The sequence below is a fragment of the Mycobacterium sp. BK086 genome, assembly GCA_004362315.1.
GTDB lineage: Bacteria > Actinomycetota > Actinomycetes > Mycobacteriales > Mycobacteriaceae > Mycobacterium.
In genome coordinates this window covers 500,442-515,063 of sequence record SNWL01000009.1, presented here as the reverse complement: position 1 = coordinate 515,063, position 14,622 = coordinate 500,442, and the positions used below count along the sequence as shown (strand labels likewise).

The following is a 14,622-nucleotide window of genomic DNA, read 5'->3' as shown; positions in this document are numbered from 1 at the left end:
ACATGCGTGATCGTGCATGGAAAAGTGGCCGTCAAGTGGAAATCGTTTCCAATAACGTGGGAGGTGCTGGATGACCACCGCCACCGATCACGCCGCCCTTCTGGAACACGCCGGTGAGCTGTTGCGCGCGCTGGCGGCACCGGTGCGCATCGCCATCGTCCTGCAACTGCGCGAGTCCCAGCGCTGCGTGCACGAGCTCGTCGATGCCCTCGACGTCCCACAGCCGCTGGTCAGCCAGCACCTGCGGATCCTGAAGGCCGCGGGCGTGGTGGCCGGCGAACGCTCCGGGCGCGAGGTGATGTACCGCCTGGTGGACGACCACCTGGCCGAGATCGTCGTCGCCGCGGTCAGTCACGCCGGTGAGGAGCATTCGTGACCGAAGCCGAGATCGTGCCGCGCGCCGCCGCGACAGGGGTGCGCGCCACCCGCCAGCGGGCGGCGATCATCGCGCTGCTCGACACCGTCGACGAGTTCCGTTCGGCCCAGGAGTTGCACGACGAGCTGCGCCGCCGCGGCGAGAACATCGGACTCACCACCGTCTACCGGACGCTGCAATCGCTGTCGGCGGCCGATCTGGTGGACATGGTGCGCACCGACACCGGGGAATCGATGTACCGGCGCTGCGAAGGCGACGACCACCACCACCATCTGGTCTGCCGTAGCTGCGGTAAGGCCGTCGAGGTCAGCGGACGCGAAGTCGAAGCCTGGGCCGCCGAAGTGGCTACCGAACACGGGTTTTCGGATGTGAGCCACACGATCGAGCTGTTCGGCACCTGTAGGCAGTGCCGATGAAAGTCCACCATCTCAACTGCGGCAGCCTCGGGTCGCCCAAGGTGCCCCTGGTCTGCCATGTGCTGCTGATCGAGACCGACAACGGGTTGGTACTCGTCGACGCGGGATTCGGGCTTCAGGACTGCGCCGACCCTGCCCGTCTCGGACCGTCACGGCACCTACTGAGCCCGGTCCTCGACGTCGAGGAGACCGCGGCTCGTCAGGTCGAGCGTCTCGGCTTCCGCCGCGACGACGTCCGCCACATCATCACCACGCACTTCGACTTCGACCACATCGGCGGGATCGCCGACTTTCCCGATGCCCAGATCCACGTCACCGCCGCCGAGGCGCTCGGCGCGATGCGGCCGCCGAGCCTGCGGGAGAGGATTCGGTTCCGGTCCGTGCAATGGGCACACGGCCCCAAGATCGTCGAACACGATCCCGACGGGGAGAAGTGGCGCGGGTTCGCCGCCGCCAAAGAACTCACCGAGATCGCGCCCGGCCTGGCGCTGGTGTCGCTGCCCGGCCACACGCGGGGCCACGCGTGCGTCGCCGTCGACACCGGGTCACGCTGGATCCTGCACTGCGGCGACGCGTTCTACTTCCGCGGCACCCTGACCGGCACGCCGGTTCCGCTGACCATCAAACTGTCCGAGACCCTGATCGCCTTCGATCTGAAACGGGTGCGCGACAACCACGCCCGGCTCGCCGAGCTCTACAACCGTCGCGAACCCGACCTGCTCGTGGTCTCCGCACACGATCCGACACTGCTCGCCGAAGCCGTGGCCACCGCCACCTAGTCGACGAGTGCGCGGCGGGCATCGGCCCCGCCGGCCAACACCATCAGCACCAGCGTCTGCAGCGCGCCGTCGGACAGGCCCTCGCCGGGAAAGTTGTAGCGCAGCATCACATCCCCGCGCTTGCCGGACTGCTCCATGAACGTCACGGTGCCCAGCATCGTCGACTGTGCTTGCGCCGCAACCCGTTTCCGCAGATCGGCGTTGACGGGCAGATCCCACGCCAGAACCTGTGTCACCGAGACCATTTCGATGTCCTCGGCGATGGTGACCGTCCGCAGCGAGGCGAACGTGCCCTCGTAACGGACCGTCAGCGCCCCATCGGATTCCACCTCGACGGGCACAACGGCCGTCAGCTCCTCGGCCAGCCGGGCTGCCAGTTCCATGTCAGGCCCGGCCGAAGCGCCGGTTCCGCTCGGCGTACTCCTCGCACGCCGCCCACAGATCCCGCCGGTCGTAGTCGGGCCAAAGCTTGTCCTGGAACACGTATTCGGCGTACGCGGCCTGCCACAGCATGAAGTTGCTCGCCCGCTGCTCCCCCGATGTCCTGATGAACAGATCGACGTCGGGAATGTCGGGCCGGTGTAAGTGCTCGGCCAGCGTGGCTTCATTCACCCGTTCCGGGTCGACCCGGCCGGCTTTCGCGTCGCGGGCGATTTGCTTTGCCGCCTCGGCGATCTCGGCCCGGCCGCCATAGTTGACGCAGTAGTTGACCGTGATCACGTCATTGCCGACGGTCATGTTCTCGGCGATGTCGAATTCCTTGATCACGCTGCGCCACATGCGTGCCCGCGATCCGACCCAGCGCATGTTGACGCCCATCGCGTCCAGGTTCTCGCGGCGCCGCCGCACCACCTCGCGGTTGAAGCCCATCAGGAACCGCACCTCTTCGGTGCTGCGGCGCCAGTTCTCGGTGGAGAACGCGTACACCGACAAGTGCTGGATGCCGATCTCGATGGCTCCGCAGGTGATGTCGATCAGCACCGCCTCGCCCATTTTGTGGCCTTCGGTGCGACCAAGGCCGCGCTGGGTGGCCCAGCGTCCGTTGCCATCCATCACCACGGCGACGTGCTTGGGCATCTGGTCAGCCGGAATCGCCGGCGGCACGGCCTTGGAGGTGTGCTGCGGTGGACGGCGCGGTCCGCCGCCCGGTGCCGGCGGCAGCTCAGGGAACACCACCGGCCACACCGAGGTGTCGGGGAAGACCGGGTAGTCGTCGGGCGCCGGGGGCAGCTGCGGAAAGTGGTCTTTCCGCTTGCGCTCAGCCCCCCGCCACGAGCTGGTTACCCGGTTCATTGCCATGGGCCTCATCCTGCCTGAACATCTCCTTGACGTGGTCAGTGGGCTGCCGGTGGACACGCTCCACCAGCGGCAAGGTACGCAGCTGGCGTTCCAGGTGCCACTGCAGGTGCGCGGCCACCAGGCCGCTGGCGTGGCTGCGGTGCGCCGACGACGACGCCTCGGCCGCCGCCCAGTCGCCGTCGTGCAGCGCGGCCATCAGGTCGAGCACCGCCTGCGGCGGGGTGGTCGAGCCGGACGGTCTGCAGTGCATGCAGACGCTGCCACCAGCGGCGATGTGGAACGCGCGATGCGGGCCCGGCGCCGCGCAGCGGGCGCATTCGATCAGCGACGGCGCCCAGCCGGCGATGCCCATGGCCCGCAGCAGGTAGGCGTCCAGCACCAGCTCACGCGGCCGCGTCCCGTCGGCCACCGCGCGCAGCGCACCGACCGTGAGCCGGTGCAGTGCCGGCGCCGGGGCGCGCTCCTCACCGGCGAGCCGCTCGGCGGTCTCCAGGACCGCGCAGGCGCTGGTGTAGCGGCCGTAATCGCTGACGATGTCGGTGGCGAAGGCGTCGATCGACACCACCTGGGTGACGATGTCGAGGTTGCGGCCGGGGTGCAGCTGGACGTCGATATGCGCGAACGGCTCCAGCCGGGAGCCGAACTTGCTGCGGGTACGACGCACCCCCTTGGCCACCGCGCGGACCAGACCATGGTCACGGGTCAGCAGGGTGACAATGCGGTCCGCCTCGCCGAGCTTGTGCTGGCGCAGCACAACAGCCCGATCCCGATACAACCGCATCAGAGAAGTTTCCCACTGCAATGCGACATAACGGCGGACGCGCGCCGTTAGTCTCGACGTCGCGATGACAGCTCACGCGAGTTTGGGCAGGCCGCCGCGGTTTCCCACCATCGGCGAGCAGCTCTATCAACTGGCCAGCGGGACGGTGACCTCCACCGAACTGGTCCGCCGGTCCCTGCGTGCGATCACGGCCAGCCAGTCCACCCTCAACGCCTTCCGGGTGGTGCTCACCGAATCGGCGCTGGCCGAGGCCGCCGACGCCGACCGCCGTCGCGCCGCCGGCGAGCAGGCCCCGCTGCTGGGCATCCCGATCGCGGTCAAGGATGACGTGGACATCGCCGGGGTGCCGACCGCCTTCGGCACCGCCGGGCCGGTCCGCCCGGCCATCCAGGACGCCGAGGTGGTACGCCGGCTGCGGGCGGCCGGCGCGGTGATCGTCGGCAAGACGAACTGCTGCGAGCTCGGCCAATGGTCGTTCACCAGCGGACCGGCCTTCGGTCACACGCGAAATCCGTGGTCGCGCAAGCACACTCCGGGCGGATCCTCGGGCGGCAGCGCGGCGGCGGTCGCCGCCGGCCTGGTCGCCGCCGCCATCGGCTCCGACGGCGCGGGTAGCGTCCGGGTACCCGCCGCCTGGACCCATCTGGTCGGGATCAAGCCGCAGCGCGGGCGCATCTCGACCTGGCCGATCCGCGATCCGTTCAACGGCATCACCGTCAACGGCGTACTGGCGCGCACCGTCGCCGACGCCGCACTGGTGCTCGATGCCGCCTCGGGCAATGTCGACGACGACCCGCACAAGCCGCCGGCGGCACGGATGTCCGATCATGTCGGCGCCGCGCCCGGTCCGTTGAAGATCGCGCTCTCGACGCGGTTTCCGTTCACGTTCTTCCCTGCCAAGCTGCACCCCGAGATCCGGGCGGCTCTGACGGAGGTCGCCGACCAGCTCGGCATGCTGGGCCACACCGTGATGGCGGGCAACCCGAATTACGGCCTGCGCCTGCCGTTGTCGTTTCTCCCCCGCTCGCTTGCCGGGCTGTTGGAGTGGGCCGACCGGCTCGGCGACGACGTCATGTTCGACGCCAGGACCGAGGCCAACATGCGAATGGGCCGGTTGCTGTCGGGGACCATGCTGCGCCGCGCCAAGGCCAGCGAACCGATCCTGCACCGCCGCGTGGGGGCGATCTTCGGATCGGTCGACGTCGTTCTGGCACCGACCACCGCCCAGCCGCCGCCGCACGCACGCAAATTCGACGATCTCGGCCCCACGGCCACCGATCGCGCGATCATCGCGGACTGCCCGGTCACGTTCCCGTGGAACGTGCTGGGCTGGCCCTCGATCAACGTTCCCGCCGGCTTCACCTCCGACGGCCTGCCCATCGGCGTCCAACTGATGGGCCCCGCCAACAGCGAGCCGTTGCTGATCTCGCTGGCCGCCGAACTGGAGGCGCTCAACGGCTGGGCCGACAAGCAGCCGGAGATCTGGTGGAACACCCCGATATCCGCCGATCACGAATAAATAGCCATTACGGGTAATGGTGCAAGCGAAAACGCGTTGGTAGTACTTCTTCATGACCGATACCAAGCACGACAGTGAGAAGCTGGTCCGCGACTTTCTCGGGTCCTGGGAGGACCAAGACCTCGAGGTCATCTGCAGCTGTTTCGCCGACGACGCGGTCTATCACAACGTGCCCGTCGCCCCGATCACCGGAATCGCAGGCATCCGCGCGATCTTCCAGGCGTTCCTGGATGCGTTCGCCGAATCCAAGCTCGACATCGTCACACTGGCCGCCGAGCCCGGCCTGGTGCTCGTCGAACGCATCGACTATTTCACGATGAACGACGGCCGCAAGGTCGTGTTGCCGGTCAACGGCGTGTTCGAGGTGCGCGACGGCAAGATCGTCCGGTTCAGCGACTACTTCGATCTCGCCGATTTCGAACGACAGAGCGGATTCAAGCTCTAAAAGCCCAGCCGGCCAAGCTGTTTGGGGTCACGCTGCCAGTTCTTGGCGATCTTGACCCGCAGGTCCAGGTACACCTTGGTGCCCAGCAGCTTCTCGATCTGCGTACGGGCCACTGTCCCAACCTCTTTGAGCCGCGCCCCACCTTTGCCGATCACGATGCCCTTCTGGCTGTCCCGCTCGACGTAGAGCACGGCGTGCACATCGATCAGGTCATCCCGATCGGGACGTTCCTCGATCTCCTCGATCACCACCGCCAACGAGTGCGGCAGCTCGTCGCGCACCCCTTCCAGGGCGGCCTCCCGAATGAGCTCGGCCATCAGCGTCTCTTCGGGCTCGTCGGTGAGTTCACCATCGGGATAGAACGCCGGCCCGGGCGGCAACTGCGCGGCGAGCACGTCGGTAAGAACGTCCACCTGATCGCCACGCGTAGCCGACACCGGGACGATCTCAGCCGCGGTGTCGCCCACCAGTTCATGCACGGCGATCAGCTGAGCGGCCACCCGGTCCTTGGCCACCTTGTCGATCTTGGTGACGATCACGACGAGGGTGGTCCTGGGCGCCACCTCGCGGATCTGTTCGTAGATCCAGCGGTCCCCAGGGCCGATGTTCTCGTCGGCGGGAATGCAGAGCCCGATGACGTCGACTTCGGAGTAGGTGTCGCGCACCAGGTCGTTGAGCCGCTTGCCCAATAGGGTGCGCGGCCGGTGCAGGCCCGGGGTGTCGACGAGCACGATCTGGAAATCCGGGCGGTGCACGATGCCGCGGATCGTGTGCCGGGTGGTCTGCGGCTGGTTGGCGGTGATGGCCACCTTGGTGCCGACCAGTGCATTGGTCAGTGTCGACTTGCCGGTATTGGGCCTGCCCACCAAACAGACGAAACCGGAACGGAATTCACTCATCCTCGTCGTTTCCCTCCAGCTCACGGCTCACCAGCACCGTGCCGATGCGCAATCGGCCCCGGTGATCGCGACCGCCCTCGGCCTGCAGCCGAAGACCGTGTGACACCACCTCGGCGCCGGGTAGCGGAATCCTGCCGAGCTCGAGGGCCAGCAGGCCACCGACGGTGTCGACATCGAGGTCATCCTCGAACTCGACGTCGTAGAGCTCGCCGACATCCTCGATCGGCAGCCGGGCCGATACCCGGAACTTGTTGTCGCCCAACTCCTCGACCGGTGCCACCTCACGGGTGTCGTACTCGTCGGCGATCTCTCCGACGATCTCCTCCAGCACGTCCTCGATGGTCACCAACCCGGCGATGCCGCCGTATTCGTCGACAAGCAGGGCCATGTGATTGCGGTCGCGCTGCATTTCCCGCAACAGCTCGTCGAGCGGTTTGGAGTCCGGGACGAACACCGCCGGGCGCATGATGTCGGCCACCTTGGTGCCGCGGCCGCTGTCGGCCGAGTAATAGGTGCGCTGCACAAGGTCTTTGAGATAGACGACGCCGACGACGTCGTCGACGTTCTCCCCGATCACCGGGATCCGCGAATAGCCGCTGCGCACCGCCAGTGACGTCGCCTGGCTGGCGGACTTGTCATTCTCGATCCACACCATCTCGGTGCGCGGAACCATCACCTCGCGCGCCGCGGTATCGCCGAGCTCGAACACCGACTGGATCATCCGGCGTTCGTCATCGGCCACCACACCGCGCTGCTGAGCCAGGTCCACGACCTCGCGCAGTTCGATCTCGGAGGCGAACGGGCCGTTGCGGAACCCGCGGCCCGGGGTCAGCGCGTTACCGATCAAAACCAGGAGCCGGCTGATCGGGGTGAGCAGGACCGAGATCGCCTGCAGCGGAACCGCTGACGCGAGCGCGATGGTGTAGGCGTTCTGCCTGCCGACGGTGCGGGGCCCCACACCCATCGCGACGAAGCTGGCGACCGTCATGATCGCGGCCGCCACCACCAGGCCCCATTTCAGGCCCAGGTCATCCCACAGGAACGCGACAAGCAGCACCGTCGCGGCCGCCTCGCACGCGATACGCAGCAGCACAACAAGATTGATGTAGCGAGGACGCTCGGCCATGATCCTGGCCAAGCGCAACGCGCCCGGCCGCTCGTCGCGCACCAGCTCCTCGACCCGCGCGATCGACACGGTGCTGATGGCGGCGTCGATCGCAGCGAACAGACCACCCAGGGCAATCAGCGCGATCGCACCGAGTAACGCACTCCAGCCCGTCACGGTTCGTCGAAATACTGTGACTTGTCGAGCAGCCGACGATCCTTCTCGTTCTGCCGATCCTGGTGGTAGGCCTCGACCTGCTCGCCGACCCACTCCTCGAGCAGCGTGCGCTGCAGGTCGAACATCTCTTTTTCCTCGTCAGGTTCGGCGTGGTCGTAGCCGAGCAGGTGCAGGACACCGTGCACCGTCAACAGGGCCAGTTCCTGACCGAGGCTGTGCCCCGCGGACTTGGCCTGATCGGCGGCGAACTGCGGACACAGCACGATGTCGCCCAGCATCGACGGGCCGGGCTCGGGCGCGTCCGGACGACCGCCGGGCTCGAGCTCGTCCATCGGGAAGCTCATCACATCGGTCGGACCGGGCAGGTCCATCCAGCGCATGTGCAGATCGGCCATGGCGTTGACGTCCAGCAGCACCATCGACAGTTCGGCGGCGGGGTTGACGTCCATACGGCGAATCACGAAGCGCGCGACGCTGATCAGTTCCTCTTCGGAAACGTCGAGGCCGGATTCGTTGGATACCTCGATAGTCATGTTCTCCCGGGCCCCTAACGTCGCGTCGAACGACGTTGGCTGCGGTTCGTCAGGGCGGGCTGCTCGGCCTTGGCATAGGCGTCGACGATCTCCGAGACCAGCCGGTGACGCACGACGTCGGCACTGGTGAGTTCGGAGAAGTGGATATCGTCGATCCCGTCGAGGACGTCCATCGCCGCGCGCAGACCGGATTTGGCGCCGCCGGGAAGATCGACCTGCGTGACGTCACCGGTGACCACCATCTTGGATCCGAAGCCCAGGCGGGTGAGGAACATCTTCATCTGCTCGGCGGTGGTGTTCTGCGCCTCGTCGAGGATGATGAACGCGTCGTTGAGGCTGCGGCCGCGCATGAAGGCCAGTGGCGCGACCTCGATCACGCCGGATGCCAGCAGATTCGGGATCGCGGCGGGATCCATCATGTCGTGCAGCGCGTCGTACAGCGGACGCAGGTACGGGTCGATCTTCTCGGTCAGCGTGCCGGGCAGAAAGCCAAGGCGCTCACCGGCTTCCACCGCGGGCCGGGTGAGGATGATCCGGGTGACCTGCTTGGTCTGCAGCGCGTTGACCGCCTTGGCCATCGCCAGGTAGGTCTTGCCGGTGCCCGCCGGGCCGATGCCGAACACGATGGTGTGGGCGTCGATGGCGTCGACGTAGCGCTTCTGATTCAGCGTCTTGGGCCGAATTGTCTTGCCGCGCCGGGACAGAATGTCCAGGGTCAGTACCTCGGCGGGTGACTCGTTGTCGGCGCCCACCACCATGTTGATGCTGTGCCGCACCGCGTCGGGCGACAACGTCTGGCCGCCGGCCACGATGGCGATGAGTTCGGAGATCACCCGCTCGGCCATTGCCACGTCGGCGGCCTCACCGGACAGGGTGACGGTGTTTCCTCGGACATGCAGATCGGCCGACAGGCTGCGTTCGAGTGCGCGCAGGTTTTCGTCGGCGGAACCCAGCAGGCCCACGACGAGGTCGGGCGGAACAGTCATGCTGCTGCGCACTTGCGAGGCAGCGGTCGTCTCGCGGGGCGTCACGTGGTTTTCGAAGCCTGCTTCCTGGTGGTCGGGCGAGTTTGCCGGTTGGTTCATCCTACCGCCGGGTCTGGACCCGGTGAAGTCGATAACGTCTGGGCGCTGGCCTGTATGCCCGTCAGCAGCAGGTCGAGCGCGCACTCGAAGTCCGCCGTCGCCGACGACTGCCGGCTCACCTCGGCCAGGGCAGCCAGGCGGTGGTGCCGGTCGGCGGCCAGCACCCCGATCTGGGCGGCCACCTGGCGCTGCTGTTCCTCGCGCCCGGCCCCGGCCAGCGGCCCGGCCAGCTCGACCTGCGCACTGCCCATGACCAGGCTGAGCACGGCGCGAAAGGCGCCCAGCAGCGCGGCGCCGTCCAGGCCCCCGCGACTCAGTGCGCCGACGAGGCCCTCGGCCGCGGCATAGCTCGTCGGTGACACGGTGCGCCGGGTCAGCACCAGCGGAATGGCATTGGGATGGGCCCGCACGCTCTGCCACATCGCGGTCGCGATGGCCCGCACATCCGCGAGCCAGTCGGCGCTCGCCTCGGGCAGCTCGACGCCGGCGATCACCGCCTCAGCGACCAACTCCTCCAACTGATCTCGGTCGCGGACGTAGTTGTAGAGAGTCATCGCACCGGTGCCCAGGGCGGCGGCCAATGTCCGCATGCTCAGCCCGGCCAGTCCGTCGCGGTCCACGATCTGCAGCGCGGCGGTCTGGATCTCGTCGATCGTGAAACGTGGCCGCATCAGCGAGATCTCCCTCCTCTTGACACGTACATCGTACGCGTTATAGAAAACGTACACCGTACGTATTCAGGAGGGCACATGCCACCAGACACCCACACCGCGCTGACCTTCGACTCGAAAGGCGACACCTGCGCCGCCTGGCTCACCCGACCGGCCGGCCCGGGTCCGCATCCCGGGCTGGTGCTGGTCCACGGCTTCGGCGCCAACCACACGATGTCGCTGCAGCAGTACGAACACCACTTCAGCCAGGCCGGAATCGCTACCCTGGCCTTCGACTACCGGGGACTGGGCGCCTCCGGCGGCTTTCCACGCCAACGGCTGAGCCTGCGCCGCCATCGCCAAGACGTGGTCGCCGCACTGCAGTTCCTCGCCGGACTACCCGATATCGACGCCGGTCGGATCGGCCTGTGGGGCACCAGCCTGGGCGCGATGCACGCCTTGCAGGTCGCCGCCGCCCGTGACGAGGTGGCCGCGGTCGTCGTGCAATGCCCGATCGTCGACGGGCCCGCCGTCGTGCGTCGGATGGGGCTGAGCGCGATGGTCCGCCAGACCCCGGCGATCCTCAACGACGCCGCCCGGCGCGTGCTGGGCCGGACACCGCATTACGTCCCGATCGTCGGCCCGGCGGGCAGCGCAGCGGCGGTGACGGCGCCGGGCGCGCTGGAGGGGTGGAACGGGACCGTCTCCCCCGGCGGCTCGTTCGACAACCGGGTGGGCGCCTCCGACGTCGCCGAGATCGCGATCACCAGCGCCACCCGCACGGCGTCGCGGATCACCGCTCCCACGTTGGTGTGCGTCAGCGATCGCGAGACATTGATGGATCCGCACCGCGCGGAGGACATCGCGCGGCGCGCGCCGCGCGGCGAGGCCCGTCATTACGACGCCGACCATTTCGACGTCTATCACCCACCGCTACTGGCGCAGCTCCTCGCTGACCAGACCGCCTTCCTGCGAAAGCACCTCAATGTCGGACACGCGTAACCGGTTGCGGCGCAACGACCTCAGATTCGTCGCGTTCGCGCGGTCGCTGTCCGCCGCGCAGTGGCAGCACGCCAGCCTGTGCACAGGATGGACCAACCACGACGTGCTCGCCCACGTCGTGTACGGCTACCAAGCGCCGCCGGTGGCCATGGCAGCCGAAATCGGCAGGCATCGTGGCTCATTCGATCGGGCGAACTGCGCACTGGCCCGTCAGTTCGCCACCCGCCACACGCCGGACGAGCTGATCGACGATCTCACCGCGGTGATGAACATGCCCCGCGGCGTCGGCCGGGTGTTCCCGCCGAGGCTACTGCTCGGTGACCACGTGATCCACGAACTCGACATCGCCCTGGCGATCGGGCGAGAGTCGGAGGTCGACACCGAAGTCCTGATCGCGGTCCTGGAAACCCAAGTGCGCGTGCCTAATCCGTTCATCCCGGCCCGATCTCGTGCCCGCGGATTGTCCTTGCACGCCTGCGACGCGGGCTGGCGGCACGGCACCGGACCCCGCGTCACCGGGTCGGCCGCGCATCTGGCGTCGGTACTGGCCGGCCGGCCCGCGGCGCTGGCTCACCTCGAGGGTGACGGGGTGGCGACGCTAGGTGCCCGGCTACCCGCGAGTGAACGCGTCGTGGGTGAGAGCTGAGTTCATGAAGTCCCGGAAGTGCAACCACTTTCCGTCGCGCAGCGCGATGATGTGCGCGAACTCCGACTCCCAGGTGTGACCGGTGGCCGTCCGCAGAAACGTCTGGTGACCCCAGACCGCCAGATTGTCACCGTCTTCGATGAACAGCCAGGGCTCCATCGCGGTGATCTGGATGTGGCCACCGACGATGCTGAAGAACTCGATTGCCGCCTCGATACCGCGGTAATCCCCCGCATACGGGATGGCGTCGCTGCCGTAGTAGGTGATCCGAACCTCCGGATCCATATGGCTCAGTGCGGTTTCCAGGTCGCCGGCGGGCACCGCGGCGTAGATCGCTTTGGTGGCGGCGATGTTTGCGCTCTCGCTCATCGGATCAGCTGCAGCGGGAGACGGACGAAGCCGTGGGTGAGCAGGCTGGCGGTCTGGCGCACACCCGGCTCTTCGGACAGCCCGATCACCGAGTAGCGGTCCAGCACCGCATTGACGACGGCGAACACCTCGAGGCGGGCCAACGGCGCGCCTAGACAGAAGTGCAAGCCGTGGCCGAACGCCAGATGCTGACGGATATTGGGCCGGTCCAAGTCCAGGCGTTCGGGATCTTCGAAGACCGCCGGATCGTGGTTGGCGGATCCGAAGAACAATGCCACCCAATCCCCCTTCTTGATCTGGGCTCCGTCGATTTCGACATCGCGAGTCGCGATGCGGAACAACCGTTGTGGCCCGGTGAGCCGCGCGACCTCCTCGATGAACGTGTTCAACAGCGACCGGTCGGCCCGCAGCCGGGCAGTCACCGCGGGCTCGCGTGCCATGGCGTGCAGGACGCTGCCGATCAGATATGTCGTCGTCTCGCTGCCGGCGACCACCAGCGTCACGCAGAACCTCACCACCTGCTCCGGGGTAAGCCGCACACCGTCGAGCTCGGCACGCAGCAGCGCCGAGATCAGATCCTCGGCATCCTCGACGTCTTGCGAATCATCAACGTGCGCGGCCTTTTCGATGACGCGTTCGGTGAACGCCTGCACCATCTCCATGTTGCTGGCCATCCGCTCCTCGGGTGTCATCGTCGAGGAGAGCATGAACGCGTTGGCCCAGTTCTTGAATCGGACGTGGTCACCCTCGGGCAGGCCCAGCAGCCGGACCATCGCCCGGGTGGGTACCTCGTCGGCGAACTCCATGACATCGGGATCGCCGTCGCGGGCGCGGGCATCGAAATCGGCGAGCAGCACCGGCACCAGATCGGCGAGCCAGTTCTCGAGTCTCCGGATGCGCCGCGGCGAGAACGCCTGGCTGACCAGCTTGCGTTCGCCGGTGTGCGCGGGCGGGTCGGTGTTGACCAGCATCAGGCTCGGGGCCGACGACGCCTCCTGGATCGGGTCGCGCGAGGAGAACGTCTCCCCGTCACGGGCGGCGGCCAGCACCTGGTCGTAGCGGAACAGCGCCCAGGCGGACACCGGCTCGTCGGCGCCGGGCACGGTCCCCGGCGGCCAGTCCTGGTAGCCCGCCACCGGTGAGGAGTCCCGCAGTTGCTCGAAGAGCGGATAGGGGTTTGCGATCCCCTCCGGGGTGGTCAGCAGTTGGAGTGCAGAAGCGGTGGTCGAGGTCATGCCAACAGCCTCAGTGCGGACAGGGGCACTGGTCGATATCCCGTTGGAGGTCACTTGCGCTCCCGACCGGGCGGTTTTGCCACTACAGCCCGGGTTGTGGTGAGACGATCGGCTCACTGTGACCGCCACCACCGACTCTCTCGAGGCCCTGCCCGTGACCGCCCTGATCGACGGCAACCACCCCGGCTGGGCGTCCAAGACACCGCCGACCAGTGCGGTGACCCGCCGCTATGACGAGGCGTGCCGGCTGGGCATCGTCGAACGTGCCGACGACCCGATCCGGGCCGTCGCCGACACCGTCGACGCGCACGCCACGGCGGTCCGCGAGGCACTCGAGGCCCTCGGCGACGAGAAGGCACTGGCCGCATTGGAAGCGGTCCTCGACCTCTCGCTGTTGGAACGCCAGCTCATCGAGGACGCCGCCCGGCGCCGGACGCTGGCGCTGCTGCGGGTGCAGGAAGGCCTGTCCAAGCTGCGTGGTATCGACGAGGTCGCCAAGATCGTCGACCGGGCACCGCGCGAACTCGTCGAATCGTGCGGGTTCGACCGGGCGGTACTGTTCCGGGTGCACGAGGGCCGAATGATGATGGAGGCGGCCTACTTCGGCGACGACGTCGAGGGCGCCGAGAAGATGGTGGCCTTCGCCCAGTCCGTGGCTCCCCCGTTGGACCACATGCTGCTCGAGACGCAGATGATCCGCAGGCACGCACCGGAAATCGTGCGTGACGCCCAGAACGATCCGCGGGTCAACCGCCCGATCATCGACTTCTCACTGACCCACTCCTATGTCGCAGCCCCGGTCATGCCGACCGGCAAGGTGATCGGTTTCCTGCACGCCGACCGGCTGTACTCCGGACGCACCGTCGACGAGATCGACCGAGATACGGTGTGGGCGTTCGCCGAAGGGTTCGGCTACGCCTTCGAGCGCACCGTGCTGATGGAACGGATGCGCCGCCAGCACGCCGAGGTGCGCAGCGCGCTGGCCACCGCCGAGCAGGCCGCCCAGGCGCTGCAGGACGCGGACTTGGAGCTGAGGAAAGTAGAGCCCGCCGAACGCAGCCCGGCCAGCCGCCGGCTGGCCGAGGTCGAGTCGCGGGTGCACGACATGCTGACCCGCCGCGAGGCCGAGGTGCTGCGGCTGATGGCTGACGGACGAACCAACCAGCAGATCGCCGACGAACTGGTGATCACCCCCGGCACGGTGAAATCCCATGTGAAGAGGGTACTTCGGAAGCTGCATGCCAGTAACCGCGCCGAGGCAGCGTCGATCTACGCGCGGTTGGCCGCCCGGCCCGATCCGTCCTGA

18 protein-coding genes are annotated in these 14,622 nt (G+C 67.5%); 8 read left to right on the top strand and 10 right to left on the bottom strand.

What is annotated here, in order from left to right; genetic code table 11:
• Positions 1–70 precede the first annotated feature (70 nt).
• The 3 genes from EV580_RS31730 to EV580_RS31720 are packed head-to-tail and all read left to right on the top strand — an operon-like array spanning position 71 to position 1,571.
• Positions 71–376 (top strand): ArsR/SmtB family transcription factor, encoded by a 306-nt coding sequence (locus EV580_RS31730; RefSeq protein WP_133696753.1) that lies wholly within the window; start codon positions 71–73, stop codon positions 374–376.
• A gap of 14 nt (positions 377–390) precedes the next feature.
• On the top strand, positions 391–792 hold the full coding sequence (locus EV580_RS31725; protein ID WP_133696874.1) for a Fur family transcriptional regulator: 402 nt from the start codon (positions 391–393) through the stop codon (positions 790–792).
• Positions 789–1,571, top strand: a complete 783-nt coding sequence (locus tag EV580_RS31720; protein WP_133696751.1) for an MBL fold metallo-hydrolase — start codon at positions 789–791, stop codon at positions 1,569–1,571. The genes EV580_RS31725 and EV580_RS31720 overlap by 4 nt, the downstream gene beginning before the upstream one ends.
• Here the strand turns inward: EV580_RS31720 and EV580_RS31715 are convergent.
• From EV580_RS31715 to recO, 3 genes are read right to left on the bottom strand one after another with little or no spacing between them, the layout of a single operon-like run.
• Positions 1,568–1,954 carry a hypothetical protein gene (locus EV580_RS31715; RefSeq protein WP_133696749.1) on the bottom strand — a complete coding sequence of 129 codons (387 nt, stop codon included), beginning with the start codon at positions 1,952–1,954 and terminating at the stop codon, positions 1,568–1,570. The genes EV580_RS31720 and EV580_RS31715 overlap by 4 nt on opposite strands.
• A gap of 1 nt (position 1,955) precedes the next feature.
• On the bottom strand, positions 1,956–2,870 hold the full coding sequence (locus EV580_RS31710; RefSeq protein ID WP_502703952.1) for a decaprenyl diphosphate synthase: 915 nt from the start codon (positions 2,868–2,870) through the stop codon (positions 1,956–1,958).
• Entirely contained in the window at positions 2,830–3,651 is an 822-nt protein-coding gene (gene recO / locus EV580_RS31705) for a DNA repair protein RecO (protein WP_133696747.1), read from the bottom strand. Before recO ends, EV580_RS31710 begins: the two co-directional genes overlap by 41 nt.
• A 64-nt stretch (positions 3,652–3,715) precedes the next feature.
• On the opposite strand from recO, the gene EV580_RS31700 reads away from it, so the two are divergent.
• Together EV580_RS31700 and EV580_RS31695 are read left to right on the top strand one after the other, a co-directional pair.
• Positions 3,716–5,170, top strand: a complete 1,455-nt coding sequence (locus tag EV580_RS31700) for an amidase (protein ID WP_133696746.1) — start codon at positions 3,716–3,718, stop codon at positions 5,168–5,170.
• A 52-nt stretch (positions 5,171–5,222) separates the two neighbouring features.
• Entirely contained in the window at positions 5,223–5,615 is a 393-nt protein-coding gene (locus EV580_RS31695) for a limonene-1,2-epoxide hydrolase family protein (RefSeq protein ID WP_133696744.1), read from the top strand.
• Here EV580_RS31695 and era read toward each other — a convergent pair.
• From era to EV580_RS31670, 5 genes are read right to left on the bottom strand one after another with little or no spacing between them, the layout of a single operon-like run.
• Positions 5,612–6,514 carry a GTPase Era gene (gene era, locus EV580_RS31690; protein ID WP_133696742.1) on the bottom strand — a complete coding sequence of 301 codons (903 nt, stop codon included), beginning with the start codon at positions 6,512–6,514 and terminating at the stop codon, positions 5,612–5,614. The genes EV580_RS31695 and era overlap by 4 nt on opposite strands.
• Positions 6,507–7,796: a hemolysin family protein gene (locus EV580_RS31685; protein WP_133696741.1), complete on the bottom strand. Its 1,290-nt coding sequence runs from the start codon at positions 7,794–7,796 to the stop codon at positions 6,507–6,509. The genes era and EV580_RS31685 overlap by 8 nt, the downstream gene beginning before the upstream one ends.
• Positions 7,793–8,329: an rRNA maturation RNase YbeY gene (ybeY, locus tag EV580_RS31680; RefSeq protein WP_133696739.1), complete on the bottom strand. Its 537-nt coding sequence runs from the start codon at positions 8,327–8,329 to the stop codon at positions 7,793–7,795. Before ybeY ends, EV580_RS31685 begins: the two co-directional genes overlap by 4 nt.
• Before the next feature lie 14 nt (positions 8,330–8,343).
• Positions 8,344–9,360, bottom strand: a complete 1,017-nt coding sequence (locus EV580_RS31675) for a PhoH family protein (RefSeq protein ID WP_370581635.1) — start codon at positions 9,358–9,360, stop codon at positions 8,344–8,346.
• Between the two features lie 50 nt (positions 9,361–9,410).
• The gene (locus EV580_RS31670) at positions 9,411–10,085 is read right to left on the bottom strand and encodes a TetR/AcrR family transcriptional regulator (RefSeq protein WP_133696736.1); all 675 of its coding nucleotides are present in this window, start codon (positions 10,083–10,085) and stop codon (positions 9,411–9,413) included.
• A 78-nt stretch (positions 10,086–10,163) separates the two neighbouring features.
• On the opposite strand from EV580_RS31670, the gene EV580_RS31665 reads away from it, so the two are divergent.
• On the top strand, positions 10,164–11,066 hold the full coding sequence (locus EV580_RS31665; RefSeq protein ID WP_133696734.1) for an alpha/beta hydrolase: 903 nt from the start codon (positions 10,164–10,166) through the stop codon (positions 11,064–11,066).
• A complete protein-coding gene (locus EV580_RS31660) occupies positions 11,050–11,712 on the top strand; it encodes a maleylpyruvate isomerase family mycothiol-dependent enzyme (RefSeq protein ID WP_133696732.1) in 663 nt (220 codons plus the stop codon). The genes EV580_RS31665 and EV580_RS31660 overlap by 17 nt, the downstream gene beginning before the upstream one ends.
• On the opposite strand, the gene EV580_RS31655 is transcribed toward EV580_RS31660, so the two are convergent.
• Entirely contained in the window at positions 11,677–12,081 is a 405-nt protein-coding gene (locus tag EV580_RS31655) for a nuclear transport factor 2 family protein (RefSeq protein WP_133696731.1), read from the bottom strand. The two genes, EV580_RS31660 and EV580_RS31655, sit on opposite strands and share 36 nt — an antisense overlap.
• Positions 12,078–13,316 carry a cytochrome P450 gene (locus EV580_RS31650; RefSeq protein WP_133696729.1) on the bottom strand — a complete coding sequence of 413 codons (1,239 nt, stop codon included), beginning with the start codon at positions 13,314–13,316 and terminating at the stop codon, positions 12,078–12,080. The genes EV580_RS31655 and EV580_RS31650 overlap by 4 nt, the downstream gene beginning before the upstream one ends.
• Positions 13,317–13,434: 118 nt before the next feature.
• Between EV580_RS31650 and EV580_RS31645 the strand changes: the two genes are divergently transcribed.
• On the top strand, positions 13,435–14,622 hold the full coding sequence (locus EV580_RS31645; RefSeq protein WP_133696727.1) for a LuxR C-terminal-related transcriptional regulator: 1,188 nt from the start codon (positions 13,435–13,437) through the stop codon (positions 14,620–14,622).

What these genes read in the sequence shown, in the direction of transcription:
- EV580_RS31730 (WP_133696753.1), top strand. Translation starts at nt 71, where the DNA reads ATGACCACCGCCACCGATCACGCCGCCCTTCTGGAACACGCCGGTGAG.
- EV580_RS31720 (WP_133696751.1), top strand. Translation starts at nt 789, where the DNA reads ATGAAAGTCCACCATCTCAACTGCGGCAGCCTCGGGTCGCCCAAGGTG.
- EV580_RS31715 (WP_133696749.1), bottom strand. Translation starts at nt 1,954, where the DNA reads ATGGAACTGGCAGCCCGGCTGGCCGAGGAGCTGACGGCCGTTGTGCCC.
- EV580_RS31710 (WP_502703952.1), bottom strand. Translation starts at nt 2,870, where the DNA reads ATGGCAATGAACCGGGTAACCAGCTCGTGGCGGGGGGCTGAGCGCAAG.
- recO (WP_133696747.1), bottom strand. Translation starts at nt 3,651, where the DNA reads ATGCGGTTGTATCGGGATCGGGCTGTTGTGCTGCGCCAGCACAAGCTC.
- EV580_RS31700 (WP_133696746.1), top strand. Translation starts at nt 3,716, where the DNA reads ATGACAGCTCACGCGAGTTTGGGCAGGCCGCCGCGGTTTCCCACCATC.
- EV580_RS31695 (WP_133696744.1), top strand. Translation starts at nt 5,223, where the DNA reads ATGACCGATACCAAGCACGACAGTGAGAAGCTGGTCCGCGACTTTCTC.
- era (WP_133696742.1), bottom strand. Translation starts at nt 6,514, where the DNA reads ATGAGTGAATTCCGTTCCGGTTTCGTCTGTTTGGTGGGCAGGCCCAAT.
- ybeY (WP_133696739.1), bottom strand. Translation starts at nt 8,329, where the DNA reads ATGACTATCGAGGTATCCAACGAATCCGGCCTCGACGTTTCCGAAGAG.
- EV580_RS31670 (WP_133696736.1), bottom strand. Translation starts at nt 10,085, where the DNA reads ATGCGGCCACGTTTCACGATCGACGAGATCCAGACCGCCGCGCTGCAG.
- EV580_RS31665 (WP_133696734.1), top strand. Translation starts at nt 10,164, where the DNA reads ATGCCACCAGACACCCACACCGCGCTGACCTTCGACTCGAAAGGCGAC.
- EV580_RS31660 (WP_133696732.1), top strand. Translation starts at nt 11,050, where the DNA reads ATGTCGGACACGCGTAACCGGTTGCGGCGCAACGACCTCAGATTCGTC.
- EV580_RS31655 (WP_133696731.1), bottom strand. Translation starts at nt 12,081, where the DNA reads ATGAGCGAGAGCGCAAACATCGCCGCCACCAAAGCGATCTACGCCGCG.
- EV580_RS31650 (WP_133696729.1), bottom strand. Translation starts at nt 13,316, where the DNA reads ATGACCTCGACCACCGCTTCTGCACTCCAACTGCTGACCACCCCGGAG.